Annotated in this window: 21 protein-coding genes, 3 pseudogenes and 1 riboswitch; of the genes and pseudogenes, 15 read left to right on the top strand and 9 right to left on the bottom strand. The window is 71.9% G+C overall.

Annotation, left to right across the window (positions count from 1 at the left end; genetic code table 11):
• Positions 1–67: 67 nt before the first annotated feature.
• Positions 68–901, bottom strand: coding sequence for a hypothetical protein (locus ACZ3TS_RS06940; protein ID WP_467614296.1), 834 nt, complete (start codon positions 899–901; stop codon positions 68–70).
• A gap of 350 nt (positions 902–1,251) precedes the next feature.
• Here ACZ3TS_RS06940 and purN point away from each other — a divergent pair, with 350 nt between their 5' ends.
• Positions 1,252–1,902, top strand: coding sequence for a phosphoribosylglycinamide formyltransferase (purN, locus tag ACZ3TS_RS06935; protein WP_467614295.1), 651 nt, complete (start codon positions 1,252–1,254; stop codon positions 1,900–1,902).
• Positions 1,899–3,488 carry a bifunctional phosphoribosylaminoimidazolecarboxamide formyltransferase/IMP cyclohydrolase gene (gene purH / locus ACZ3TS_RS06930; protein ID WP_467614294.1) on the top strand — a complete coding sequence of 530 codons (1,590 nt, stop codon included), beginning with the start codon at positions 1,899–1,901 and terminating at the stop codon, positions 3,486–3,488. Before purN ends, purH begins: the two co-directional genes overlap by 4 nt.
• A 287-nt stretch (positions 3,489–3,775) precedes the next feature.
• Here the strand turns inward: purH and ACZ3TS_RS06925 are convergent, their stop codons facing one another.
• Positions 3,776–4,351 (bottom strand): hypothetical protein, encoded by a 576-nt coding sequence (locus ACZ3TS_RS06925; protein WP_467614292.1) that lies wholly within the window; start codon positions 4,349–4,351, stop codon positions 3,776–3,778.
• 266 nt (positions 4,352–4,617) lie between these two features.
• On the opposite strand from ACZ3TS_RS06925, the gene ACZ3TS_RS06920 reads away from it, so the two are divergent.
• From ACZ3TS_RS06920 to ACZ3TS_RS06895, 6 genes are all read left to right on the top strand, one after another.
• Entirely contained in the window at positions 4,618–5,472 is an 855-nt protein-coding gene (locus ACZ3TS_RS06920) for a bifunctional methylenetetrahydrofolate dehydrogenase/methenyltetrahydrofolate cyclohydrolase (RefSeq protein WP_467614290.1), read from the top strand.
• Complete coding sequence (locus tag ACZ3TS_RS06915) at positions 5,462–5,962, top strand: DUF3017 domain-containing protein (protein WP_467614288.1); 501 nt, start codon at positions 5,462–5,464, stop codon at positions 5,960–5,962. Before ACZ3TS_RS06920 ends, ACZ3TS_RS06915 begins: the two co-directional genes overlap by 11 nt.
• Positions 5,963–6,157: 195 nt before the next feature.
• Positions 6,158–6,463, top strand: coding sequence for a helix-turn-helix domain-containing protein (locus tag ACZ3TS_RS06910; protein WP_467614286.1), 306 nt, complete (start codon positions 6,158–6,160; stop codon positions 6,461–6,463).
• Between the two features lie 424 nt (positions 6,464–6,887).
• The gene (locus ACZ3TS_RS06905) at positions 6,888–7,361 is read left to right on the top strand and encodes a helix-turn-helix domain-containing protein (RefSeq protein ID WP_467614285.1); all 474 of its coding nucleotides are present in this window, start codon (positions 6,888–6,890) and stop codon (positions 7,359–7,361) included.
• Between the two features lie 367 nt (positions 7,362–7,728).
• Positions 7,729–8,934 (top strand): helix-turn-helix domain-containing protein, encoded by a 1,206-nt coding sequence (locus ACZ3TS_RS06900; RefSeq protein ID WP_467614284.1) that lies wholly within the window; start codon positions 7,729–7,731, stop codon positions 8,932–8,934.
• A gap of 470 nt (positions 8,935–9,404) precedes the next feature.
• Positions 9,405–10,394 carry a malate dehydrogenase gene (locus tag ACZ3TS_RS06895; protein ID WP_467614282.1) on the top strand — a complete coding sequence of 330 codons (990 nt, stop codon included), beginning with the start codon at positions 9,405–9,407 and terminating at the stop codon, positions 10,392–10,394.
• 83 nt (positions 10,395–10,477) lie between these two features.
• Here ACZ3TS_RS06895 and ACZ3TS_RS06890 read toward each other — a convergent pair whose 3' ends face one another.
• Complete coding sequence (locus tag ACZ3TS_RS06890; protein WP_467614281.1) at positions 10,478–11,368, bottom strand: bifunctional helix-turn-helix transcriptional regulator/GNAT family N-acetyltransferase; 891 nt, start codon at positions 11,366–11,368, stop codon at positions 10,478–10,480.
• A gap of 157 nt (positions 11,369–11,525) precedes the next feature.
• Entirely contained in the window at positions 11,526–12,299 is a 774-nt protein-coding gene (locus ACZ3TS_RS06885; RefSeq protein WP_467614279.1) for a hypothetical protein, read from the bottom strand.
• 192 nt (positions 12,300–12,491) lie between these two features.
• Here ACZ3TS_RS06885 and ACZ3TS_RS06880 point away from each other — a divergent pair.
• A pseudogene (locus ACZ3TS_RS06880) lies at positions 12,492–12,769 on the top strand (aldehyde dehydrogenase family protein); the annotation flags it as partial.
• Positions 12,770–12,774: 5 nt separating this feature from the next.
• Positions 12,775–13,002: pseudogene (locus ACZ3TS_RS06875) on the top strand (glycine betaine ABC transporter substrate-binding protein); the annotation flags it as partial.
• Between the two features lie 171 nt (positions 13,003–13,173).
• Here ACZ3TS_RS06875 and ACZ3TS_RS06870 read toward each other — a convergent pair.
• Positions 13,174–13,662: a carboxymuconolactone decarboxylase family protein gene (locus ACZ3TS_RS06870; RefSeq protein WP_467614278.1), complete on the bottom strand. Its 489-nt coding sequence runs from the start codon at positions 13,660–13,662 to the stop codon at positions 13,174–13,176.
• Positions 13,663–13,709: 47 nt separating this feature from the next.
• Between ACZ3TS_RS06870 and pdxR the strand changes: the two genes are divergently transcribed.
• The gene (gene pdxR, locus ACZ3TS_RS06865; RefSeq protein WP_467614277.1) at positions 13,710–15,101 is read left to right on the top strand and encodes a MocR-like pyridoxine biosynthesis transcription factor PdxR; all 1,392 of its coding nucleotides are present in this window, start codon (positions 13,710–13,712) and stop codon (positions 15,099–15,101) included.
• A gap of 18 nt (positions 15,102–15,119) precedes the next feature.
• Here pdxR and ACZ3TS_RS06860 read toward each other — a convergent pair whose 3' ends face one another.
• Positions 15,120–15,941, bottom strand: a complete 822-nt coding sequence (locus ACZ3TS_RS06860) for a DMT family protein (RefSeq protein WP_467614561.1) — start codon at positions 15,939–15,941, stop codon at positions 15,120–15,122.
• 233 nt (positions 15,942–16,174) lie between these two features.
• Here ACZ3TS_RS06860 and ACZ3TS_RS06855 point away from each other — a divergent pair.
• Positions 16,175–16,474 (top strand): annotated as a pseudogene (locus tag ACZ3TS_RS06855) (glutathionylspermidine synthase family protein); the annotation flags it as partial.
• On the opposite strand, the gene rocD reads toward ACZ3TS_RS06855, so the two are convergent.
• A complete protein-coding gene (gene rocD, locus ACZ3TS_RS06850; RefSeq protein WP_467614275.1) occupies positions 16,471–17,706 on the bottom strand; it encodes an ornithine--oxo-acid transaminase in 1,236 nt (411 codons plus the stop codon). The pseudogene ACZ3TS_RS06855 and the gene rocD overlap by 4 nt on opposite strands.
• 71 nt (positions 17,707–17,777) lie before the next feature.
• A riboswitch (ZMP/ZTP riboswitch) is annotated at positions 17,778–17,871 on the top strand.
• A gap of 33 nt (positions 17,872–17,904) precedes the next feature.
• Here rocD and ACZ3TS_RS06845 point away from each other — a divergent pair.
• A complete protein-coding gene (locus ACZ3TS_RS06845) occupies positions 17,905–19,353 on the top strand; it encodes a glycine hydroxymethyltransferase (protein ID WP_467614273.1) in 1,449 nt (482 codons plus the stop codon).
• Positions 19,354–19,372: 19 nt separating this feature from the next.
• Here ACZ3TS_RS06845 and ACZ3TS_RS06840 read toward each other — a convergent pair whose 3' ends face one another.
• The gene (locus ACZ3TS_RS06840; RefSeq protein ID WP_467614271.1) at positions 19,373–20,053 is read right to left on the bottom strand and encodes a hypothetical protein; all 681 of its coding nucleotides are present in this window, start codon (positions 20,051–20,053) and stop codon (positions 19,373–19,375) included.
• A 91-nt stretch (positions 20,054–20,144) separates the two neighbouring features.
• Between ACZ3TS_RS06840 and trpS the strand changes: the two genes are divergently transcribed.
• Both trpS and ACZ3TS_RS06830 read left to right on the top strand, forming a co-directional pair.
• Positions 20,145–21,209, top strand: a complete 1,065-nt coding sequence (gene trpS / locus ACZ3TS_RS06835; protein WP_467614269.1) for a tryptophan--tRNA ligase — start codon at positions 20,145–20,147, stop codon at positions 21,207–21,209.
• Between the two features lie 157 nt (positions 21,210–21,366).
• Positions 21,367–21,948, top strand: coding sequence for a 2'-5' RNA ligase family protein (locus ACZ3TS_RS06830; protein WP_467614267.1), 582 nt, complete (start codon positions 21,367–21,369; stop codon positions 21,946–21,948).
• Positions 21,949–21,970: 22 nt separating this feature from the next.
• On the opposite strand, the gene ACZ3TS_RS06825 is transcribed toward ACZ3TS_RS06830, so the two are convergent.
• A complete protein-coding gene (locus ACZ3TS_RS06825) occupies positions 21,971–22,738 on the bottom strand; it encodes an SDR family NAD(P)-dependent oxidoreductase (RefSeq protein WP_467614265.1) in 768 nt (255 codons plus the stop codon).
• Between the last annotated feature and the right edge of the window lie 103 nt (positions 22,739–22,841).

The raw sequence follows: 22,841 nt of genomic DNA, 5'->3' as shown, positions 1-22,841 counted from the left end.
TGAGGCGCCGGGAGCGGCGGCAAGCCGCAGGCAGGCGGGGCTTCGCGCCCCCACGGCCCGCCTCGGCTCAGCCCCGCGTCCCCAGCACTCCTCGCAGATCCTGCGGCAGCAGGTCGGTGCAGGACTGTTTCGCCGTGGTCGTCAGGGCGTCGTTCAGGCACGTGTAGTAGTCGCGGTAGACCAGTTGGGCCGCGAACGTGGCCGCCACCATCGCGATCGCCAGGGACGCCGTGACCAGGCCGCTGATCGCCGCCGACGTCTGCGGACGGCCCGTGGTGGAGGCGGGGGTGTTCGGGTCGGGGTTGCGGGGCTTGGCGCGCAGGGCGCTCGTGCCCCAGTACAGCGCCAGCGCGCCAAGCAGCAGGGCGATGTAGGGCCAGCTGAAGAGGGCGAAGAAGAAGGCCCACATGCCGGCCAGCAGCGCGTAGCGCGCGCGGCGCTGGGCGGGGTCCGCGGGGTCCCAGCGCAGGCCCGCGCCGGGGCCGCCGGGTCCCTCGGGGCCACCCTGACCGCCGGGGCTTCCGGGACGCTCGCCGAAGCGGCCCCCGGCCGACGGGCCCGGCTGCCGGTCGCTCCACTGGCTGCCCCACGGGGAGCGACCGCCCTCGTCGGAGCCTTCCTGTCCCTGTCCTTGTCCGTGGCCCTGTCCTTGTCCCTGCCCTCGGCCCTGGCCGGGCGCCGGGTGACGCGGCTTCCAGGGCCGGTCCGGTGCTCCCTCCGGCGGCGGGGCGAAGGGGTTGTCGTCCGTGGGCGCCTCCGGGACCCGCCCGCCGCTCGCGGAGCCTCCGCTCGCGGAGTCACCCCCGCTCTGGGGTGCCCCCTCGCTCTCCCGCGGCGGCACGGGCGAAGGGCGCCGCTCGCGCAGCAGCAGCGGAGGGAGTCGGAGACTGCGGTCCGGCATCAGGTGTGCGTCTTCCCCTTGGTGGTTCCGGCGGGCGGCTTGTCCGGTTTGTCCATGGAACTCGCCGCGAGGCGGGCACGCCCCGGGCGGGCGTACCCGTTCCGGGTCAACGTCCCGCGCAGGTGTGGCGTTCCCCGTGTCGGCCCCGGTTTCCCGGGCGGCCCCTCCCTCAGACGCTACCTTCCGGCCGCGCCCCCGTCCCCTGGGGGCCATGCGGTGTGCCGGTATCGTTGCTGACGGTCGGCCGTTTCGTAGACTTCCCCGTATCCGGGGGCGCGAAGCATTCGTACGACCATACAAACGCTCGCCCGAGCGACCGCACGAACGCTTCCCCGAGAAAGGGCCCCGCCGTGGCCGAGTCCGTGACCGAGACCGTCACCGAGTCCGCGGCCAAGCGCCTGGTCGTCCTGGTCTCCGGGTCCGGCACCAACCTGCAGGCGCTTCTCGACGCCATCGCCGAGACCTCAGTCGCCGCCTACGGGGCCGAGGTCGTGGCCGTCGGTGCCGACCGCGACGGCATCGAGGGTCTCGCCCGCGCCGAGCGCGCCGGGCTGCCCACCTTCGTGTGCCGGGTGAAGGACTACGAGAGCCGGGAGGCGTGGGACGCGGCCCTCACGGAGGCCGTCGCCGCTCACGAGCCCGACCTCGTCGTCTCGGCCGGGTTCATGAAGATCGTGGGGAAGGAGTTCCTCGCGCGGTTCGGCGGGCGGTTCGTCAACACCCATCCCGCCCTGCTCCCGAGTTTTCCCGGGGCCCATGGTGTGCGCGACGCGCTCGCGTACGGCGCCAAGGTCACCGGATGCACCGTCCACTTCGTCGACGACGGCGTCGACACCGGACCGATCATCGCTCAGGGCGTGGTGGAGGTCCGGGACGAGGACGACGAGAGCGCTCTGCACGAGCGCATCAAGGAAGTCGAGCGAAGGCTGCTCGTCGAGGTCGTGGGGCGGATCGCCCGCAACGGCTATCGCATCGAGGGACGAAAGGTAGTAATCCTGTGACCGCCGAGAGCACCAAGCGGCCCATCCGGCGCGCGCTCGTCAGCGTCTATGACAAGACCGGGCTGGAAGAGCTCGCCCGCGGGCTGCACGAGGCAGGCGTCGAGCTCGTCTCCACCGGCTCCACCGCATCGAAGATCGCCGCCGCGGGTGTGCCCGTCACCAAGGTCGAGGAGCTGACCGGCTTCCCCGAGTGCCTGGACGGCCGTGTCAAGACCCTGCACCCCAAGGTCCACGCGGGCATCCTCGCCGACCTGCGCCTCGACAGCCACCGGCAGCAGCTCGCCGAGCTGGGCGTCGAGCCGTTCGACCTCGTCGTCGTCAACCTCTACCCCTTCCGCGAGACCGTCGCGTCCGGCGCCTCCCCCGACGAGTGTGTCGAGCAGATCGACATCGGCGGCCCCTCCATGGTCCGTGCCGCCGCCAAGAACCACCCGTCCGTGGCCGTGGTCACCAGTCCCGACCGGTACGCCGACGTCCTGGCCGCGGTCCGTGACGGCGGCTTCGACCTCACCGTCCGCAAGCGGCTCGCGGCCGAGGCCTTCCAGCACACCGCCGCCTACGACGTGGCCGTCGCCTCCTGGTTCGCGTCCTCGTACGCGCCCGTCGACGCAGCGGCCGACAGCGGCTCCGCCACGGGCGTCTTCCCGGACTTCCTGGGCGCCACCTACGAGCGCAAGAACACCCTGCGCTACGGCGAGAACCCGCACCAGCCCGCCGCGCTCTACGTGGACGGCAGCGGTGGCGGTCTCGCCGTTGCCGAGCAGCTGCACGGCAAGGAGATGTCGTACAACAACTACACGGACACGGACGCCGCGCGCCGTGCCGCGTACGACCACGACGAGCCCTGTGTCGCCATCATCAAGCACGCCAACCCCTGCGGCATCGCGATCGGCGCGGACGTCGCCGAGGCGCACCGCAAGGCGCACGCCTGCGACCCGGTCTCCGCGTACGGCGGTGTCATCGCCGTCAACCGGCCGGTGAGCAAGGAGATGGCCGAGCAGGTCGCCGACATCTTCACCGAGGTCATCGTCGCGCCCGACTACGAGGAGGGCGCGCTCGAGGCCCTCTCCAAGAAGAAGAACATCCGGGTGCTGAAGGCTCCGAACGGTCCCTCGAACCCGGCCGAGATCAAGCACATCGACGGCGGCGCGCTCCTCCAGGTCACCGACCGCCTCCAGGCCGACGGCGACGAGCCCGCCAACTGGACCCTCGCGACGGGCGAGGCGCTCGGCCCCGAGGAGCTGCGCGAACTCGCCTTCGCCTGGAAGGCCTGCCGTGCCGTCAAGTCCAACGCCATCCTGCTGGCCAAGGACGGCGCCTCGGTCGGCGTCGGCATGGGCCAGGTCAACCGGGTGGACTCCTGCAAGCTCGCCGTCGAGCGGGCGGGCGAGGAACGGGCGCGCGGTTCGTACGCCGCCTCGGACGCCTTCTTCCCGTTCCCCGACGCGCCGGAGATCCTGATCGCCGCAGGCGTCAAGGCCATTGTCCAGCCCGGCGGTTCGATCCGTGACGAGCAGGTCGTCGAGGCCGCGCAGAAGGCGGGCGTGACCATGTACTTCACGGGCACGCGCCACTTCTTCCACTGAGACCGGTCGGGCGGGCCGGCACCACGCCCACACAACAGGGCCGTGGGGGGGGGGGCGCGGGGGGCCCCCCCCCGGGGGGGGGGGGGGGGGGGGGCCGGGCCGGGGGGGGGGGGGGGGGGCGCGGGGGGGGGGGCGGGGGGGCGGGACGTGGTACTCCCGGGCCCCGCGCAATTTCTACCCCTGCGCCGGGGGGGGGGGGCCGCCCCCCCCCCCCCCCCCCGGGGCGGGGCCCCCGCGCCGGGGGGCCCACGGCCCTGTTGCTCAGTGCGCGAACGTCGCGGTCCTGCTCAGTAGAGGGGCTGCCGCGGGCGGTTGAACCAGGCGGCGCCGTTGGAGTTGCCGACGAAGACGGCGACGAGGATGGCCAGTACGGTGTGCAGCAGGCCGACGATGATGAACGGGTAGATGCCGAGGATCGCGGTGATGATCGCGAAAACCAGGATCGTGATGCGGATGCCGTTGCCGCCCGAGTTGAACTTCAGGGCCAGCACGATCGCGAACACCGCCCAGGCCAGTGCGAATGCCGTGAACGCCCACAGCATGCCGGAGGAGTAGTCGGCGAGCTGCTGGAAGCTCGCGTTGTCCTTCAGCTCCGCGTCGTTCTTGGCGGCGTGCACGCTGGCCGCGGCGATGGCGAACAGGGCCACGCCGATGAACTGCAGACCGACGATGACCCACAGCAGCACACGGGCCGCGCTGACCGTGCCGGGCATCGTTGTCGGGAAGGGCTGCTGGCCGTAGCCGCCCTGCGGCACCGGCGGCGCCTGCGGGTAGCCGTAACCGGGCTGCTGGCCCTGCGGGTAGCCGTAACCGGGCTGGCCCTGGGGTGTGCCGTACGGGTTGTTCGGGTCGCCGAAACTCATGAGCGGTCTTTTCCTCCGTCTGCCTCAAGTGCGGGGACGAGCGCGGCACGGTTCGGAGGAGAGTTCTACGGATGCGGTCTGCCCCCCGGATACTGCCCGCTGCACCGTGGCGTTCATCGTTCTAAAGCCCTCGCGTCTTTGTCCAGCGCCATTTCGCATGTGTTGTGCAAGTGCAACATCGCTGATCACGGGACGAACCGGGCAGGGACGTTCCCGGGGGCGCCCGGATTGGAACCGGGGGCGGGTCATCCGCGAGGATGGGACCCATGACCGCCCAGATTCTCGATGGCAAGGCCACCGCAGCCGAGATCAAGTCCGAGCTGACCGCCCGCGTGGCGGCGCTGAAGGAGAAGGGCGTCACGCCCGGCCTCGGCACGATCCTCGTCGGGGACGACCCCGGCAGCCGCAAGTACGTCGCGGGCAAGCACCGTGACTGCGCCGAGGTCGGCATCGCGTCGATCCAGCGCGAACTGCCCGCGACGGCCACGCAGGAGGAGATCGAGGCGGTCGTCCGAGAGCTGAACGAGGACCCGGCCTGCACCGGTTACATCGTGCAGCTGCCGCTGCCCAAGGGCATCGACGAGAACCGGATCCTGGAGCTGATGGACCCGGAGAAGGACGCGGACGGCCTGCACCCGATGAACCTCGGCCGCCTGGTCCTGAACGAGCCGGCGCCGCTGCCCTGCACCCCGAACGGCGTGCTCACCCTCCTGCGCCGCTACGGGGTGGAGATCAAGGGCGCCGAGGTCGTGGTGGTCGGCCGGGGCGTGACCATCGGGCGGCCGATGCCGCTGCTGCTCACGCGGCGCAGCGAGAACGCCACGGTCACCCAGTGTCACACCGGCACCCGCGACCTCTCGGCACACCTCAGGCGGGCCGACATCGTCGTCGCCGCGGCGGGCTCCGCGCATCTGATCCGGCCGGAGGACGTGAAGCCGGGCGCCGCCGTCCTCGATGTCGGGGTCTCGCGCAGCGCCGAGGGCAAGATCGTCGGCGACGTCCACCCCGACGTGGCCGAGGTGGCCGGCTGGATCTCCCCGAACCCGGGCGGTGTGGGACCGATGACCCGCGCCCAGCTGCTCGTCAACGTGGTCGAGGCGGCGGAGCGCAGTGTCGGCTGAGGGCAGGCCCGAGGGCACCAGTGGAGAGCGGCGGGCAGCCGACACCGAGCCCGTCGTGAGGGACGCCGTGAGCGCCCCCGACGCCGACGGCACGCCGCGTCGCGTGACCCGGCGGTTCCCGCGGGTCACGCGGGACACCGCGCGGCCCGAGGGCGGCGGCAGGGCCGCCTCCGGTGCCGCGCCCGCGCCCGCGCGCCAGTGGCCGATCCTGGCCGTGCTGGCCCTCGTCGGCCTGGGACTGCTGCTGACCGCGCTGGACGCGTTCCGCCTCGGCACGATCCTGATCGGTGTGGCGCTGCTGGGCGGTGCCGTGATGCGCTGGGCGTTGCCCGACGTCGGCATGCTCGCGGTGCGCTCCCGCTTCACGGACATGGTCACCTATGGCGTCCTGGGGCTCGCCATCGTGCTGCTCGCGATGATGGCCCAGCCGAAACCGTGGCTGGAGATACCGTTCCTGGACGACACCTTGCACTTCACGGTCCGCACCTGACGGCGCGTCCGCGGACACTCATGCCGGCTGGCCGTCCCTTCCCCGGAAGGGACGGCCAGCCGTCGTCGCAGGTGACCCCTGTCCGACTGCCGTACGGCGGCTGCGGGTTGTGCAGTATCCGCCGGCAGGCGTTCCGGATGTCCGGGGAATCGAACATGGCCGGACCTCGGTACGGCCCCCGGTTCCGCGCCGACGATGGCCGGGCACGGTCGTGAAGGGGGAGCCACGTGGCGGACCGGAGCCGGAGGGAGCGGGCGCCGCTGCCCGAGGACCCGGGGGCGGGAGGCCCGCGTGCCGGCCGAGCACAGCAGGCTGCTGAAGGAGCGCACGGGGCTGAGCCTGACCGCCCTCGCCAAGCGGACCCACTATTCGAAGTCGTCCTGGCAGCACTACCTCCAACGGCCGTCAGATACCGCCGCGGCCTTGCGGTCGCTGGCCCGAGGCGGCCGGGGCGGGTCCGACGCGCCTGCTCGGCCTGCGCGAGGCCTCCGGACCGCCTGACTCCGCTGGCCCCTCGACCCACCAGTGCGGTCCGTGGCCTGTTTGGTACGCACAGTCATCAGGTCGCGCGGCGCCCGGGATTCGGATCCCCGGACGGGTTGAGGCGGGACGAAACGGGGCGTCCCGTTCGGCGAGCTGCGGCGACCCGCCGGGCGTGGTGGGCCGCGGCGGGGCGGGCCGCCCGGGGACGGGGACGGCCTCGAGCCGAAAAGGAGGGCGCTCGGCCTCTCCCCCGTGGGAGGCCGGGCGCCCGGGAAATACCCTCATGTACATGCGTGAGCTGTTCAACACCTGGCAGTCCCCTGTGGCATGGAAGTGACCGTTCCGCTACGGTGTCCGCGCCCCGCAACGGAAGCGATGCAGCCCTGACGTCGTCAATCGAACGGAAACAGGCTCTCGGACCGGGCAACGCGGAGGGGTGATGATGGGCGCCTGGCAGCCCCTGCCGGACGACCTGCCGCCGGAGGTACGCCACTTCGTGGAGCAGTTGCGGCTCCTGAAGGACCGCACCGGGCTCAGCCTCGTCGCCCTCGGCGCCCGCACCGCCTACAGCAAGTCCTCCTGGCAGCGCTACCTCAACGCCACCCAACCGCCACCCCGTCAGGCGGTGGCCGCGTTGTGCCGGGTCGCGAAGCTCGGGGGCGAGGAGGCCGAACGCTTCGGTGTGCGCTGGGAGCTGGCCGTGCATGCCTGGCCCCGTCCGCCGGCCCCGGCGCCGGCCCCGGCGGACGGTCCGGCGCCCGGGGAGTACGAGGACGATCCGACGGTCCCGTGGTGGGACCGTCCGGCGCAGGAGCCCGAGCCGCGACCCGCCGGGCGCCGTCTCCTGCTGGCCGCGCTCCTCGTCCTGCTGGCGCTGCTCCGCGTCGCCCTCGTCGGCGCCGTCACACTGGGGTGACCTGAGCTCCCTGTGCCCGCTGAGGTCACCGCTGTGTTCCCGTTGTGTCGATGTGTTGACAAGTTCGCGGATGTGCGCCGAATCGTCTCCACACCGGGGCTAACGTGTCCAATCGGGATGGTGCGGGCGTCCCGTGCGGTGAGCCGGCAGTTCCGTTCGACCGTGCGAACAGGCGGTGGAACGCCGACCCGCAGACCGACGGGTGTGCAAGGGTGCAGGCCCCAGACCGAATGCTCCCGTGCGCCCGCACCCCGGGAACTGGAATCCTGATGGGGCCTCTCCCCGTGGGTAGCCAGAACGGGGAATCGGCAGCGGGCACCACGCACGGGGAACGGCAGCACGCACCGGGGGAAAGAGGGGGGAAGCGATGCCTCGTTGGAAGGCTTTGCCCGATGAACTCGATCCGCAGGTCAGGGAGTTCGCGGAACAGCTGCGACGGGTCCTGGACCGCAGCGGGCTGAGCGTCTCCGCGGTGGCCGACCGCACGGGTTACAGCAAGACGTCCTGGGAGCGTTACCTCAACGGCCGGCTACTGGCACCGAAGGGCGCGATCGTCGCGCTGGCCGAGGTGACCGGCACCGATCCGGTCCATCTGACCACCATGTGGGAGTTGGCCGAGCGCGCCTGGAGTCGTTCGGAGCTGCGCCACGACATGACCATGGAGGCCATCCGGATCTCCCAGGCGCGCGCCGCGCTGGGGGAGTTCGGGGCGGCCCCCGAGACCCGGGGCCGAGGCGCCAAGCCGGCCCGCAGTGCCACGGCGGCGCCGGGTGTCGCCGGACCGGCCGGGGTGGCTCCGACCGCGCCGCGGCAGCCGACGCCCGCGCAGGTGCCGGACGCCGGGAGCGACGCAGGGGCGCCACGGGGCGGCTCGCCGGGCGGCAACTCCTGGGGTGTGGCCGGGCGCCAGGGGCCGCCGACGTCCGGCGGGCGGGCCGCCGCCGAACCCAAGGCCCCGGCGCAGTCACCGGACGGACCCGCCTGGACGCCGCGAGCGCCAGGGGCTTACGGGCCGGCGTCGGCCGGCGGTCCGCCGCGCGACGCCCGTCCGGATGCCGGCGGTGCGTCCGACGGGGCGCGCCGCAAGCGACGGCTGACGATGTTCCTCGCGGGCGTCGTCGGGGCGCTCGTCGTGATCGGGGTGGCCTTCTTCCTCAGCGGCGGCGACGGCAAGAAGGCCGAGGGCGCGCCCAAGGCGTCCGTGACGGCTCCGAGTCCGAGCCCCGACCTTCCGGCCGGCGTCAAGTGCGGCGGAGCGGGCTGCACCGGCAAGGACCCGGAGAACATGGGCTGCGGCGGCACGCTGGCGAAGACCACCACCAGCGTCACCGTCGGCAGGACCCTCGTCGAGGTCCGCTACAGCAAGACCTGCGGTGCCGCGTGGGCCCGTATCACCCAGGCGGCGCAGGGCGACACGGTCGAGGTGTCCGCGGGCACGGCGGCCAAGCAGACCGGCTCGGTCACCGATGCCTCGGACACGGACGCGTACACCTCGATGGTGGTGGTGAAGGACGCCACCGCGGCGAAGGCATGCGTGACGCTCGCGTCGGGGCAGAAGGGATGCACGAAGTAGGGCGTGCGGAGGGCCGGACGAGGGGAGAGCGGCGCGCGCAGGGGAGCCATCGCGAAGCGAGAGGCGTGCGGAAAGGCGCCGTGCGCCTCTCGCCGAGAACCAAGTGCCGTACGACAGGCATGACCGCCGCGCGGCGGGGCAGGCGCACCATACCCCCACGGGAGTCCGGCAGTCCGGAAGGCCCATACCCCTTCCGGCAGGACACCCCCACACGGCGGCCGCCTTCAGTCCCCCCTCTCCCGGACAGGCGGCCGCCGTGTCATCCGGTTGTGGGGCGGGCCACAGGGGCCCGGACGTCCGGGATCTCGGATGCGCGATAGCCTGATCGCTGGATCTCTCTTGACGCCAAGAGATCGATCATTCATACCCGTGATCGATCATCGAGGCGGGCGCCGGTCACGAGCCGGCGGCGGGGATCCCGCACCCCGGGGCGACGACGCCCCACCGCCAGCTGTCATACGGAGAACGCCATGACCCGCACTCCCGTGAACGTCACCGTCACCGGCGCGGCCGGCCAGATCGGCTACGCACTGCTCTTCCGCATCGCCTCCGGCCAGCTGCTCGGCGCGGACGTGCCGGTCAAGCTGCGCCTCCTGGAGATCACCCCGGCCCTGAAGGCCGCCGAGGGCACGGCCATGGAGCTCGACGACTGCGCGTTCCCGCTCCTGCAGGGCATCGACATCAGCGACGACCCGAACGTCGCCTTCGACGGCACGAACGTCGCCCTCCTCGTGGGCGCGCGCCCGCGCACGAAGGGCATGGAGCGCGGTGACCTCCTCGAGGCCAACGGCGGCATCTTCAAGCCGCAGGGCAAGGCCATCAACGACCACGCCGCGGACGACGTCAAGGTCCTCGTCGTCGGCAACCCGGCGAACACCAACGCGCTGATCGCCCAGGCCGCCGCCCCGGACGTACCGGCCGATCGCTTCACCGCGATGACCCGTCTCGACCACAACCGCGCGCTGACCCAGCTGTCGAAGAGGACGGGCGCGTCGGTCACCGAGATCAAGCGTCTGACGATCTGGGGCAACCACTCCGCCACCCAGTACCCGGACATCTTTCACGCCACGGTCGCCGGCAAGAACGCCGCCGAGGTCGTGAACGACGAGAAGTGGCTGGCCGAGGAATTCATCCCGACCGTCGCCAAGCGCGGTGCCGCGATCATCGAGGCCCGCGGTGCCTCGTCGGCCGCCTCCGCCGCCAACGCCGCCATCGACCACGTCCACACCTGGGTCAACGGCACCGCCGAGGGCGACTGGACCTCCATGGCCATCCCGTCGGACGGCTCCTACGGCGTCCCGGAGGGCCTGATCTCCTCCTTCCCGGTCACCACCAAGGACGGCAAGTACGAGATCGTCCAGGGCCTGGACGTCAACGAGTTCTCCCGCGCCCGCATCGACGCCTCCGTCAAGGAGCTGGAGGAGGAGCGCGAGGCGGTCCGCTCGCTCGGCCTCATCTGATCCTCGACGATCCGTCAACCCGCACAGGCCCCCTGCCGGTTCCGCCCGGACGGGGGCCTGCGCCGTGCGGGGCGGCGCAGTCGTCAGCGGGCGTCGGGGCCTGTCAGCCGCTTCTCGAACCAGTGGGCCGCGTACACGTTGTCGTCGTACCGCGGGATCTCCGTGTATCCGCAGGAGCGGTACATCGCCTGGGCCTCCGTCAGGACGGAGTGGGTGTCGAGGCGCACGAGGCCGAGCCCCCGTTCGACGGCCTGCTGCTCCAGGCCGCCGAGGATGCGTCGTGCCAGCCCGAGCCGGCGGGCATTCGGGTGAACCCACACATGGCGGGTCTCGCCCACGCCGGGCTCCAGGGTGCGCAGGGCCCCACACCCGACGGGCCGCCCCTCCTCGTATGCGACCAGGAAGGCGCCAGCGGCCCCGGAAACCTCTTCGGGGCGTACGAGGGCGGCGGGGTCGAAGCCCTCGGGGAAGCGGTCGCCGATGTCGGCGGCGTAGGCGTCGAGGCAGGCCCGGGCGTCCGGTGAGGCGCCGTCGACGCGTTCGACCGTGATGGCGGCGAGGCGCAGCAGGCGCCGGGCGGTGCCGAGCGCGGCGGTCAGCTCGCCGCGCTGGCCCTCGGTGAGGCCGCCGAGCAGGCTCTCGGCGAGGGCGTTGGCACGGCGGTTCTGCTCCTTGACCTCGACGCGTCCGGCGGGCGTCAGCCTCGCGAGCCGCAGCCGGCTGTCGTCGGGGTGCACGCTCATCCGTACCAGCCCCTGCGCCTCCAGCGCCCGTACCATCCGGCTCAGATACCCGGCGTCGAGACCGAGCCGGCCGCGCAGCTCGCGCAGGGAGGTGCCGTCCCCGATCTCGTACAGCAACCGCGCCTGACCGAGCGGCCGGTCCTGCCCGAGGTAGTGGTCGTCGAGGACCCCGATCCGACGGGTGAAGTAGCGGTTGAACCGCCGGAGGGCCGTCACGTCTTCGCTCGGCATTGGTTCCATGATTCCTTTGACCTTAGTCAAAGAAAACCCGGGATGTCCATGGGTGCGAGTGTCGTCGCCGGGCATCGGCCAACGCGTGAACGGGCGACGGGCTTTCCCGACGGGCAGGGCGCGCTACGGCGGTATCGCGCCCTGCCGCGCCCCTGACTCAGGCCTTCGGCAGGCCTTGGACCTTCGAGATGTCCACCGACCGGTTCGCGGGCGGGGCCGTGACCGAAACCGGCTTGTTGTAGTCCGTGAAGGTGAGGGACAGGTCCGTGCCCGGGCCCTGCTGGGCCGCGCGGTACAGGCGGTGCGGCTTGCCCGTGGTGACGTACAGCGTCGACGTGAGGTCGTTCACCCGGAAGGACAGGGGGACCACCCTCGTGTTGTCCAGCGTCCTCGCGAGGCCCTCCGTCAGGGTCGCAGGCGGGGTGGCCATCGCGGCCTGCTGCAGTTCTCCGAGGTCGCAGGTGTTCGCGATGCCCCTCAGAAGCGAGTCGGAGGTCGAGCCGTGGATGTAGCGGTTCTCGAACTCCTTGCTCGCGGTGACGCCTCGTTGACCGGGAAGCTCCGCCTTCCAGAAGGTCCGGTCGGGCTTCAGCCACACTTCCGTGCCCCGCTTGATGATCTCGACGGATCCGCCGTGCCCACCCAGTGTCAGGGAGCCCGCGCAGTTGCCCGACCGGTCGAGCGAGAGGGTCATCGCCGTCGGCAGGCGATTGCTCGACGTGGCCGCCGTACTCCGGTCGACGTAGTCGAGGCGGACCGATGTCGCCTTCCGCAGCCCCTCCTGTGCCTGCGCGGCCAGCCGCCGTGGGTCTTGGTTGCCGCCGGTCTCGGCCGCAGAAACTCCGCCGAGACCTGGCCAGAACAACAGACCCACCGTCGCGGCCGTCGTCGCGGTGCACGTCGCGATTGTGAAGCCACGGGTCGTGGACATCGCATCACCTCCATGAGTGCTTGATCGATAGCGTACTTTTCACCCTTTTCGACCGCATTTTCAGTGACCCCGCGCACTTTCGGCCACGGAACGTGCATGCATCCGTGAGCCCGGGGCAGGTGCGCCCGGCCTCTGAGAGTGACACGCGTGTGACACAGGGGTGCCGAACAGGAACGGAAGGCAGTACCGATCATGGCCGGACGGCAGACACGGCAGGCAGAACAGACAGTTCGCGTGGTCGGCGAGTGGCGCACTGCGCTCTCCGGGGCACCCGCTAGATCCTCGATCCCGCGGACGCCGAGCCGTTCGCGGTGGTTGCGGAGGGTGACGAACAGGATGCCGACGCCGCCGTCACGGCCGCCCGCCGTGCTTTCGACGAGGGCCCCTGGCCGCACGCACCCGTGACCGAGCGTGCCGCGCTGCTGCACCGCGTCGCCGACCTCCTCGTACGCGATCGCGAAGAGCTGGGTACGCGGCGAAGGTGGCCTGCGCCTACCCGCACACGCCGCTGCAGAAGTACGTGAACGCGGACTTCGCGAAGAGCGGCGGCAGGGCGGCGGCCTTCCTGAAGAAGTTCACGTGGACGACGGAGGACCCGAACGAGGTCGCGCTGATGATCGCCGACCGGAAGCTGACCTCCGAACAGGCCGCGAAGCAGTGGGTGGACAGCCACACCTCGACGTGGCAGGCATGGCTGCCCTGATCAGTCCTGCGTCAGCTGCGCGGCGACCGAGCCCAGGGCCGTCGCCGTAGACGGGGTCGCCGAAGCCCGCCCTCGCCGTCCGGCCGGGCGAGCACGGTCCAGCTGCCGTTCGGCGCCCAGGGCCCTGCAGCGCGGTGCGGACCCCGGGGTCGAGATGGCTCGTGCGAGCCGTCACGTGTACTGGCCCGGCTTGTAGTGGCCCGGCACCGCCCGGGTCGCCACGCCGAACCGGTTCCACGCGTTGATCACCGCGATCGCGGCGATCAGCTGGGACAGCTCCGCCTCGTCGAAGTGCTTGGCGGCCCGCTCGTACACCTCGTCCGGTACGAAGCCGTCGGTGAGCACGGTCACCGCCTCGGTCAGTTCCAGCGCCGCGAGCTCCCTCTCGGTGTAGAAGTGGCGCGACTCCTCCCAGGCGCTCAGCTGGACGATCCGCTCCACGCTCTCGCCGGCCGCGAGCGCGTCCTTGGTGTGCATGTCCAGGCAGAAGGCGCAGTGGTTGAGCTGGGAGGAGCGGATCTTCACCAGCTCGCGCAACTTCGGGTCGAGGCCCTTCCCGGCGGCCGCGTCCGCTCGCACCAGCGCCTTGTAGACCTCCGGGGCGTGCTGGGCCCAGTGCAGGCGGGGGGTGTGCTCAGGGGCGTAATCGTTCGTCGTCATGTCTTCGACCCTAGGAGCGGAGCAGCCCAGGAGTATGGTCCATTTCCATGGGGAAATCGTGGGCCACTTTGGGTGTCGACCTCCATCTGGAGCCGACCGGAAGGGGGCTGCGCAAGGGGCTGACCAGCGCACTGCGCGAGGCGGTCCGCACCGGCCGCCTGGCCCCGGGGACCCGGCTGCCCTCCTCTCGCTCGCTCGCCACAGACCTGGGCATCGCGCGCAACACGGTCGCCGAGGCGTACGCCGGCCTGGTGGCCGAGGGCTGGCTCACCGCACGCCAGGGGTCGGGCACCCGGGTGGCCGAGCGCAGCTCACCCGAGCCGCCGGCCGCGCCCGCCGCGCGCCGTCCCCGCGAGCCGGGCCGTCCCGTCCACGACCTGCTGCCCGGCGCCCCCGACCTCGCCTCCTTCCCGCGCGTCGAGTGGCTGAGGGCGGCCCGCCGCGCCCTGACGGCGGCACCGAACCAGGCCCTCGGCTACGGCGATCCGCGTGGCCGCGCCGAACTGCGCACGGCGCTCACTGCGTACCTGTCCCGGGCACGCGGCGTGCGCGCCGACCCCGAGCGCGTCCTCGTGTGCGCGGGCTTTTCGCACGGGCTGAAGATCCTCGGCGCGGTGCTGCGGGCACGCGGCGTGAGCACGGTGGCCGTCGAGTCGTACGGACTCGATGTCCACTGGAAGCTGCTGGCGGAGGCCGGCCTGCGCACGGAGCCCCTCCCGTTCGACGCACTGGGCACGGAGACTGAGGGGTTGGCCGATGTGGGCGCCGTACTTCTCACTCCCGCCCACCAGTTCCCGATGGGCGTGCCCCTGCGCCCCGAGCGGCGGGCGGCGGTGGCGGACTGGGCGCGGCACACCGGCGGACTGATCCTGGAGGACGACTACGACGGCGAGTTCCGCTACGACCGCCAGCCGGTCGGGGCCTTGCAGGGCCTTGACCCCGAGCACGTGGTGTACCTCGGCACCGCCAGCAAGTCCCTCGCCCCCGGGCTGCGGCTGGGCTGGATGGTGCTGCCGCCGGATCTCGTGGGGGAGGCCACCGCGGCCAAGGGCGGCACCGACACGTGCGGGGTGCTGGACCAGCTGACCCTGGCGGAGTTCATCACGTCGGGCGCGTACGACCGCCACGTGCGCGCCGCCCGGCTGCGCTACCGTCGCCGCCGCGACGCCCTGGTCCGGGCCGTCGCGGCCCGCGCTCCCGACGTCCGCGTCATGGGGATCGCGGCCGGCCTGCACGCGATCCTGCGCCTCCCGCCCGGCACCGAGCAGACGGTGGTCCAGGCGGCGGCGTGGCAGGACTTGGCGGTGCACGGCCTGCGCCGCTTCCGCCACCCGGACGCCACCGCCGATCCGCCGGACGCCCTGGTCGTCGGGTACGGAACGCCGCCGGATCACGGGTGGGCGGGGGCGCTGGAGGCGTTGTGCAGGGTGCTGCCCTGAGGGCCGGGGGCCCGGCCGTCACCCTTCGCCGACCGGCGCTTCTCCGAAGCGGGCCAGCGCCAGCGCGCCGGCCACCGCCACCGCGAAGCCGAGCACCGCCAGCCAGGCCATGCCCTCCCGTGTGCGGTCGCCCAGCCACACCACCCCGATCGCCGCCGGCCCCAACGTCTCGCCGACGACCATGCCCGCGGTCGCCACCGTCACCGAGCCCCGCTCCAGCGCCGTGGTCAGCAGCAGAAAGGCCGCTCCTCCGCCCAGCAGCAGCGCGTAAGTCGCCGGGTTGGCCAGCAGCGACACGGGCTTCAGCGAGTCGATCAGCCGCACCGCCACCTCGACCACCCCGAATCCGAACCCGGCGCCGAGGCCCAGCACCAGGGCCCGGCCCCGACCCGGCAGCCGCCCTCCGGCCAGACCGAGCAGCAGTACCGCCACCGCCGTGGCCAGCATCGCGTACTTCAGGTTCGAGGACCCGTCCCGGTTCCCCTCCGCCCCGGACGCCAGCCCGAGCATCGCAAGCCCCGCGCACACCACCGCGACAGCGCCCCACTCGTTCCCGGTCAGCCGGACCCGCAGGAGGCGCGCCGCGACCACCGCCGTCACCGCCAGACTGGACGCGAGGGTCGCGCCCACCGCGTAGATCGGCAGGGACCGCAGTGCCGCGATCTGCAGCAGGAATCCGAGCCCGTCCAGCGCGAGCCCCGCCAGATACCGCCACTGCCGCAGCGCCCGCAGCAGCAGAGCCGCGTCCCCGCCCCCACCCGTGCCCGCCGCGCGCGCAGCGATCGCCTGCAGGACCGTCGCCGTACCGAAACAGACCGCCGCACCCAGTGCGCACACCATCCCAAAGAGCACGAAGCGACTGTAGGCGACGCGGGACAGACAGGGGCGCGTTCGAACATCAGAGTGATGCTCTCCAGTCTGATCGCCAGTCTGATGGCCGCACACGTCTCACCGACGTCTCAACGAAGTCTCACTCGACGGGGGAACACGAACATGGCGGACACACGCCGGCAACTGCGCTCGGGCACGGTCGTCCTCGGCGGCATGGGACTCCTCGCCGCCGCCCTCACCGCTTGCTTTTCGCCTACCTCGACGGGCCGCGGGAGCTGGCGCGCACCACGGGCTACGTCGCCGAGCCGCTCCTCGGCCGCGAGGGCGAAGGGGTGACGGTCCACGAGCCGGGCATCCCCGCGGCACTGCGCGAGGACGCCTGCTGCTACCGGGGGCTGGCGCCCCTGCCGTCCTTCGACGGCAACCGTGTAGTCCTCGGTGCCTGGGTCGTCGAGGACGAGTCGGCGGGACTCGGCATCCGCGAGTCCTCGGGCCTGGTCACGGACGAGTACGCGCGCTTCCTGCCACACGTGATCCTCTAGACGCCCAGTACCGCCCGCAGTTGGGCGAGCCCCCAGTCCAGGTCCTCCTTGCCGATGACGAGCGGCGGGGCGATCCGGATCGTGGACCCGTGGGTGTCCTTCACCAGGACGCCCCGGTCCATCAGCTTCTCGCAGACCTCCCGCCCGGTCCCGTACCGCGGATGGATGTCCACACCCGCCCACAGCCCCCGCCCGCGTACCTGCGTGACCCGGCCCGTGCCGGCCAGCGTGCCCAGTTCGCGGTGGAGATGCTCGCCCAGCTCCGCCGCCCGCGCCTGGTACTCGCCGGACCGCAGCATCGCGATCACCTCGAGCGCCACCGCACAGGCAAGCGGGTTCCCGCCGAAGGTCGACCCGTGCTCACCCGGCCGGAACACCCCGAGCACCTCGGCGCTCGACACCACTGCCGACACCGGCACGATCCCGCCGCCGAGCGCCTTCCCGAGCACGTACATGTCGGGTACGACGCCCTCGTGCTCGCACGCGAAGGTCCGACCCGTACGGCCGAGCCCCGACTGCACCTCATCGGCGACGAACAGCACGTTGCGCTCCCGGGCCAGCTCCCGCACCGTCGGCAGATAACCGGCGGGCGGCACCAGGACCCCCGCCTCGCCCTGGATCGGCTCGAGCAGTACCGCCACCGTGTTCTCCGTCATCGCCCCGCGCATCGCGGTCAGATCCCCGTACGGCACGATCTCGAAGCCCGGCGTGTACGGGCCGAAGTCCGCGCGCGCCCCCGGGTCCGTGGAGAAGCTGATGATCGTCGTCGTACGGCCGTGGAAGTTGTTGCCCGCGACCACGATCTTCGCCATCTCCGCGGGCACGCCCTTGACCCGGTAGCCCCACTTGCGGGCCGTCTTCACGGCGCTCTCCACCGCCTCGGCGCCCGTGTTCATCGGCAGCACCATCTCCATGCCGCACAGCTGGGCCAGCTGCTCGCAGAACGCCCCGAACCGTTCGTGGTGGAACGCCCGCGACGTCAGCGTCACCCGCTCCAGCTGCGCCTTGGCCGCCTCGATCAGCCGCCGGTTGCAGTGGCCGAAGTTCAGCGCCGAGTAGCCGGCCAGCAGATCCAGATACCGGCGTCCCTCGACGTCCGTCATCCAGGCCCCGTCCGCCGTGGCCACGACGACCGGAAGGGGGCGATAGGTGGGCGCGCTGTGGGCCTCGGACGCGGCGATGAGGGTGTCGGTGGTGTTCACGGGGCTCCCCTTCCGGCCGTACGCGGGCATGTGCCCCCTTTCCTATCGTCGCTCGCATGGTGGACGCGGGAACCGAGCCGTCCGACGCGCCCGGTACGCTGATCGCGGGCCGTGACTGGCGCGCTGGGATGGGACGGACCATCGGGGAGCGGCTCTGAGTCGAGCGATCGTGTGCCGTGCGCCTGGGCCGAACCGTGAACGCAGAACGCACGCCGTCCGGAGGTCCCCATGCCAGAGCAGCCCCTCTCCACCGAGTCCACTGCCTTCCGCGCCGCCCTCGACGTGATCCGCGCCGTCGAGCCCCGGGTCGCCGACGCCATCGGCCAGGAGGTCGCCGACCAGCGCGAGATGCTCAAGCTGATCGCGTCCGAGAACTACGCCTCCCCGGCCACGCTGCTGGCCATGGGCAACTGGTTCAGCGACAAGTACGCCGAGGGCACCGTCGGCCGCCGCTTCTACGCCGGCTGCCGCAACGTCGACACCGTCGAGTCGCTCGCCGCCGAGCACGCCAAGGAGCTGTTCGGCGCCCGTCACGCCTACGTCCAGCCGCACTCCGGCATCGACGCCAACCTCGTCGCCTTCTGGGCCGTCCTCGCCCAGCGCGTCGAGGCCCCGGCCCTGGAGAAGGCGGGCGTCCGCCAGGTCAACGACCTCTCCGAGGAGGACTGGGCCGAGCTGCGCCGCGCCTTCGGCAACCAGCGCATGCTCGGCATGTCTCTGGACGCGGGCGGCCACCTCACCCACGGCTTCCGGCCGAACATCTCCGGCAAGATGTTCGACCAGCGCTCCTACGGCACGGACCCGGCCACGGGTCTGATCGACTACGAGGCGCTGCGCGCGTCGGCCCGCGAGTTCAAGCCGCTGATCATCGTGGCCGGCTACTCGGCGTACCCCCGTCTGGTGAACTTCCGGATCATGCGGGAGATCGCCGACGAGGTCGGCGCCACGCTCATGGTCGACATGGCCCACTTCGCGGGCCTGGTCGCGGGCAAGGTGCTGACCGGCGACTTCGACCCGGTCCCGCACGCCCAGATCGTGACCACCACCACCCACAAGTCGCTGCGCGGTCCGCGCGGCGGCATGGTCCTGTGCGACGACTCCCTGCGCGACCAGGTCGACCGCGGCTGCCCGATGGTGCTGGGCGGCCCGCTCCCGCACGTGATGGCCGCCAAGGCGGTGGCCCTGGCCGAGGCCCGGCAGGAGTCCTTCCGCGGCTACGCCCAGCGGATCGTCGACAACTCCCGCGCCCTGGCCGAAGGCCTGATGCGCCGCGGCGCCACGCTCGTCACCGGCGGCACCGACAACCACCTGAACCTGATCGACGTGGCCTCCTCCTATGGCCTCACCGGCCGCCAGGCCGAAGCGGCCCTGTTGGAGTCGGGCATCGTCACCAACCGCAACGCCATCCCGGCCGACCCGAACGGCGCCTGGTACACCTCCGGCATCCGCATCGGCACGCCGGCACTCACGACCCGTGGCCTCGGCACGGCGGAGATGGACGAGATCGCGGCCCTGATCGACCGCGTCCTGACGACCACCGTCCCCGGCACGACCGGCAAGGGCACCCCGTCGAAGGCCCAGCACGTCCTGGACCTGAAGATCGCGGACGAGATCGCCCACCGCGCGAGCGACCTGCTGGCCGGCTTCCCGCTGTACCCCGAGATCGATCTCGGCTGATCCGATCGCAACCGCGTGATCACCGGAGCTCACCGAGATCGATGAGCTCCTGCCGCGGCGGCCCGCCTTCTCGCCGGGCCGCCGCCCGCCGCGCGGCGTACATGCCCCCGGCCCCCAGGACCAGCCCCGCCCCGAGCCCCGTGGCTGCCCAGCGCACGGCGTCCGAGGAGCCGACCCCCGCGGCGGGGGTGGGGTCGGTGAGCAGTCCGCTCTTCTCCAGCCGCTCGAAAACGCCCCGCGGCGCCCGGTGCCACCTGATGTCGTCGTCGGAGACGTCCGGCGCCGGATCCGAACGAACCCACGCCGTGCCGTCCGATGCCAGGAACAGCTGATCCTGCCGCTCGACGGCCACGTCGCCCCCGGGCGCCCGCCTGGTGTCCGGCCACCCCCCGATCCCGGTCAGCGCCCACACCACGGTGGCCCGCACCCGCGGATACCGTCCTGCGGCCCACGCGTCCGGCACCTGCTCGGTCCCGGTCTCCGTCGGCGCCATGAGCTGCCACAGCAGCGCGAAGTCCCGGTCCCCGGAGCGCAGCGTCGTCGTCCGGCCGGTGCCGTTCGTCACGACGAGCGCCAGGTCGGGTATGTCCTTGCTCGCGGCCCGTGCGGGGGCGGCGGCCCCCGTGGTCGCCACGGCCGTCACCGCCAGCACCGCCACCAGGCTGCCGAGCCCGCGCACGCGGTACCCCTCCGTTGTCATGTCCCCTTGTTACACCGCCGGTGACGGTTCGGGCCGCACCTGTTGCCCACCAGTTCCGGACCGGCCCCCCGGACCTGAGAGAATGGTGAACATGGCCTCTGACAGCCCGTCCGTCTCTCACCACCCTCAGGGGAATGGCTCCGCCATGCAGCGTTCTCTTCGCGTGCTCTCCGGAATCCAGCCCACCGCCGGCTCGTTCCACCTCGGCAACTACCTCGGCGCGGTCCGCCAGTGGGTGGCCCTGCAGGAGACCCACGACGCGTTCTATATGGTCGTCGACCTGCACGCGATCACCGTTCCGCAGGACCCGAAGGAACTGCGTGCCAACACCCGCCTGGCCGCCGCACAGTTGCTCGCGGCCGGGCTCGACCCGGAGCGGTGCACGCTCTTCGTGCAGAGCCACGTCCCCGAGCACGCCCAGCTGGCCTGGATCATGAACTGCCTCACCGGCTTCGGCGAGGCCGGCCGCATGACCCAGTTCAAGGACAAGTCCGCCAAGCAGGGCGCCGAGCGCGCCAGTGTCGGCCTGTTCACGTACCCGATCCTCCAGGTCGCCGACATCCTGCTGTACCAGGCGAACGAGGTCCCGGTCGGCGAGGACCAGCGCCAGCACATCGAGCTGACCCGCGACCTCGCCGAGCGTTTCAACGGACGGTTCGGCGAGACCTTCACGGTCCCGCGGCCGTACATCCTCAAAGAGACGGCGAAGATCTACGACCTGCAGGACCCGTCGATCAAGATGAGCAAGTCGGCGTCCACGCCGAAGGGCCTCATCAACCTGCTCGACGACCCGAAGTCCACCGCCAAGAAGGTCAAGAGCGCCGTCACCGACACGGACACCGTCATCAGGTACGACGCGGAGCACAAGCCGGGTGTCAGCAACCTGCTGACCATCTACTCGACCCTCACCGGGACCGGTATCGCGGAACTGGAGCAGAAGTACGCCGGCAAGGGCTACGGTGCGCTCAAGACGGACCTCGCAGAGGTCATGGTCGATTTCGTGACACCGTTCCGGGAGCGCACCCAGCAGTACCTGGACGACCCCGAGACGCTCGACTCGATCCTGGCCAAGGGCGCGGAGAAGGCGCGCGCCGTCGCCGCGGAGACCCTCTCCCAGGCGTACGAGAAGGTGGGCTTCCTGCCCGCCAAGCACTGATCCCGCCGGGCCCCGACGCGCCGTGGAGTGCTGCACTCCACTCCGTCTGCGCCTGCCCGGGGCACGGGCCCGGCCGTACAGTCGGAAGGGCGGACACCGAAGCGGCGTCCCGGCCTGCCCACCGGCCACGCACACCAGCACGACGACAGGAGACGACGTGGGGACCGTAACGATCGGTGTGTCGATCGCGGTCCCGGAGCCCCACGGCAGCACGATCCAGCAGCTGCGCGCGGGCTTCGGCGACGCCGCGGCTCACGGCATCCCCACGCATGTCACCCTGTTGCCGCCGACGGAGGTCGACGCCTCCGAGCTTCCCGCCATCGAGGCGCACCTCGTCGAGGTCGCGGCGGCCGCGCGCCCCTTCCCGATGCGGCTGTCCGGCACGGGCACGTTCCGGCCCCTGTCGCCCGTGGTGTACGTCCAGGTCGTCGAGGGCGCCGCGGCGTGCACCTGGCTGCAGAAGCAGGTCCGTGACTCCTCCGGGCCGGTGGCGCGCGAGCTGCTCTTCCCGTACCACCCGCACGTCACGGTGGCGCACGGCATCGACGAGGCCGCGATGGACCGGGCGTACGAGGAACTCGCCGACTACCGGGCCGAGTGGCCGTGCACGGGCTTCGCGCTGTACGAGCAGGGCCAGGACGGCGTCTGGCGCAAGCTGCGGGAGTTCGCCTTCGGGGCCGCGGTGGTGCCTCCGCAGGCGTGTGCGCCGGCGGAGGACGCCACCCTGCCCATGCCCTAGTTTTGCCGGGTCGGGTTCCCCGCTACTGGACCGGCAGCCGCCTGAACAGCGCCCGGGGCATGTGCCGCAGCCCCGACATCACCAGCCGCAGTGCCGCCGGCACCCACACCACCTCCGACCGTCTGCTCAGCCCCAGTTCGATCGCCGCGGCGATCTCCTCCGGCGTGGTGGCCATCGGCCTCGCGGTGCGTGCCCGCGCACCGCGCCTGCGGACGGACCCGGGGCGTACGACCATGACGTGCACGCCGGTGCCGTACAGCGCGTCGCCGAGCCCCTGCGTGAACGTGTCGAGCCCCGCCTTGCTGGAGCCGTAGATGAAGTCCGAGCGGCGGGCGCGCTCACCGGCGACCGACGACAGGACGACCAGTGAGCCGTGGCCCTGGTCCTGGAGTGCGCGGGCGCACACCAGGCCCGCGGAGACCGCGCCCGTGTAGTTGGTCTGTGCGACGCGCGCCGCGGCCACCGGGTTGCGCTCGTCGGTCGCCTGGTTGCCGAGCACGCCGAACGCGAGGAGCACCATGTCGATGTCACCCTCCGTGAACACCTTGCCGAGGGCGATCTCGTGGGCCTCGGGATCGAGCGCGTCGAAGGGGACGGTACGAGTGTCGGCACCGAGTTCGGACAGGTGCTCGGCGGCCCTCTCCAACTCGGGGGAGGGGCGCCCCGCCAGCCAGACGGTACGGGCGCGGCGGGCGACGAGGCGGCGCGCGGTGGCCAGCGCGATCTCGGACGTGCCGCCGAGGATCAGCAGGGACTTCGGGGGGCTGAAGGCGTCCTTGTGGGCAGGCATGACCGTGACCGTATCGCCGTGAATAAGGCGTAACCCACCAATACCCCCACTCCAGGCGGCTCCTCACTGAAATGGATGAGTCACCGTACGCGGCCGAGAGCGC

This window comes from Streptomyces sp. NPDC022910 (genome assembly GCF_055561075.1).
The sequence above is the reverse complement of the archived record's forward strand: the minus strand, read 5'-3'. Positions and strand labels throughout refer to the sequence as shown.

Excerpts from the sequence above, each read along its gene's own strand:
- ACZ3TS_RS06940 (WP_467614296.1), bottom strand. The coding sequence starts at position 901 with ATGCCGGACCGCAGTCTCCGACTCCCTCCGCTGCTGCTGCGCGAGCGG.
- ACZ3TS_RS06925 (WP_467614292.1), bottom strand. The coding sequence starts at position 4,351 with ATGAGTTTCGGCGACCCGAACAACCCGTACGGCACACCCCAGGGCCAG.
- ACZ3TS_RS06920 (WP_467614290.1), top strand. The coding sequence starts at position 4,618 with ATGACCGCCCAGATTCTCGATGGCAAGGCCACCGCAGCCGAGATCAAG.
- ACZ3TS_RS06910 (WP_467614286.1), top strand. The coding sequence starts at position 6,158 with ATGGCCGGGCACGGTCGTGAAGGGGGAGCCACGTGGCGGACCGGAGCC.
- ACZ3TS_RS06905 (WP_467614285.1), top strand. The coding sequence starts at position 6,888 with ATGGGCGCCTGGCAGCCCCTGCCGGACGACCTGCCGCCGGAGGTACGC.
- ACZ3TS_RS06900 (WP_467614284.1), top strand. The coding sequence starts at position 7,729 with ATGCCTCGTTGGAAGGCTTTGCCCGATGAACTCGATCCGCAGGTCAGG.
- ACZ3TS_RS06895 (WP_467614282.1), top strand. The coding sequence starts at position 9,405 with ATGACCCGCACTCCCGTGAACGTCACCGTCACCGGCGCGGCCGGCCAG.
- ACZ3TS_RS06890 (WP_467614281.1), bottom strand. The coding sequence starts at position 11,368 with ATGCCGAGCGAAGACGTGACGGCCCTCCGGCGGTTCAACCGCTACTTC.
- ACZ3TS_RS06885 (WP_467614279.1), bottom strand. The coding sequence starts at position 12,299 with ATGTCCACGACCCGTGGCTTCACAATCGCGACGTGCACCGCGACGACG.
- ACZ3TS_RS06870 (WP_467614278.1), bottom strand. The coding sequence starts at position 13,662 with ATGACGACGAACGATTACGCCCCTGAGCACACCCCCCGCCTGCACTGG.
- pdxR (WP_467614277.1), top strand. The coding sequence starts at position 13,710 with ATGGGGAAATCGTGGGCCACTTTGGGTGTCGACCTCCATCTGGAGCCG.
- ACZ3TS_RS06860 (WP_467614561.1), bottom strand. The coding sequence starts at position 15,941 with ATGGTGTGCGCACTGGGTGCGGCGGTCTGTTTCGGTACGGCGACGGTC.
- rocD (WP_467614275.1), bottom strand. The coding sequence starts at position 17,706 with ATGCCCGCGTACGGCCGGAAGGGGAGCCCCGTGAACACCACCGACACC.
- ACZ3TS_RS06845 (WP_467614273.1), top strand. The coding sequence starts at position 17,905 with ATGCCAGAGCAGCCCCTCTCCACCGAGTCCACTGCCTTCCGCGCCGCC.
- ACZ3TS_RS06840 (WP_467614271.1), bottom strand. The coding sequence starts at position 20,053 with ATGACAACGGAGGGGTACCGCGTGCGCGGGCTCGGCAGCCTGGTGGCG.
- trpS (WP_467614269.1), top strand. The coding sequence starts at position 20,145 with ATGGCCTCTGACAGCCCGTCCGTCTCTCACCACCCTCAGGGGAATGGC.
- ACZ3TS_RS06825 (WP_467614265.1), bottom strand. The coding sequence starts at position 22,738 with ATGCCTGCCCACAAGGACGCCTTCAGCCCCCCGAAGTCCCTGCTGATC.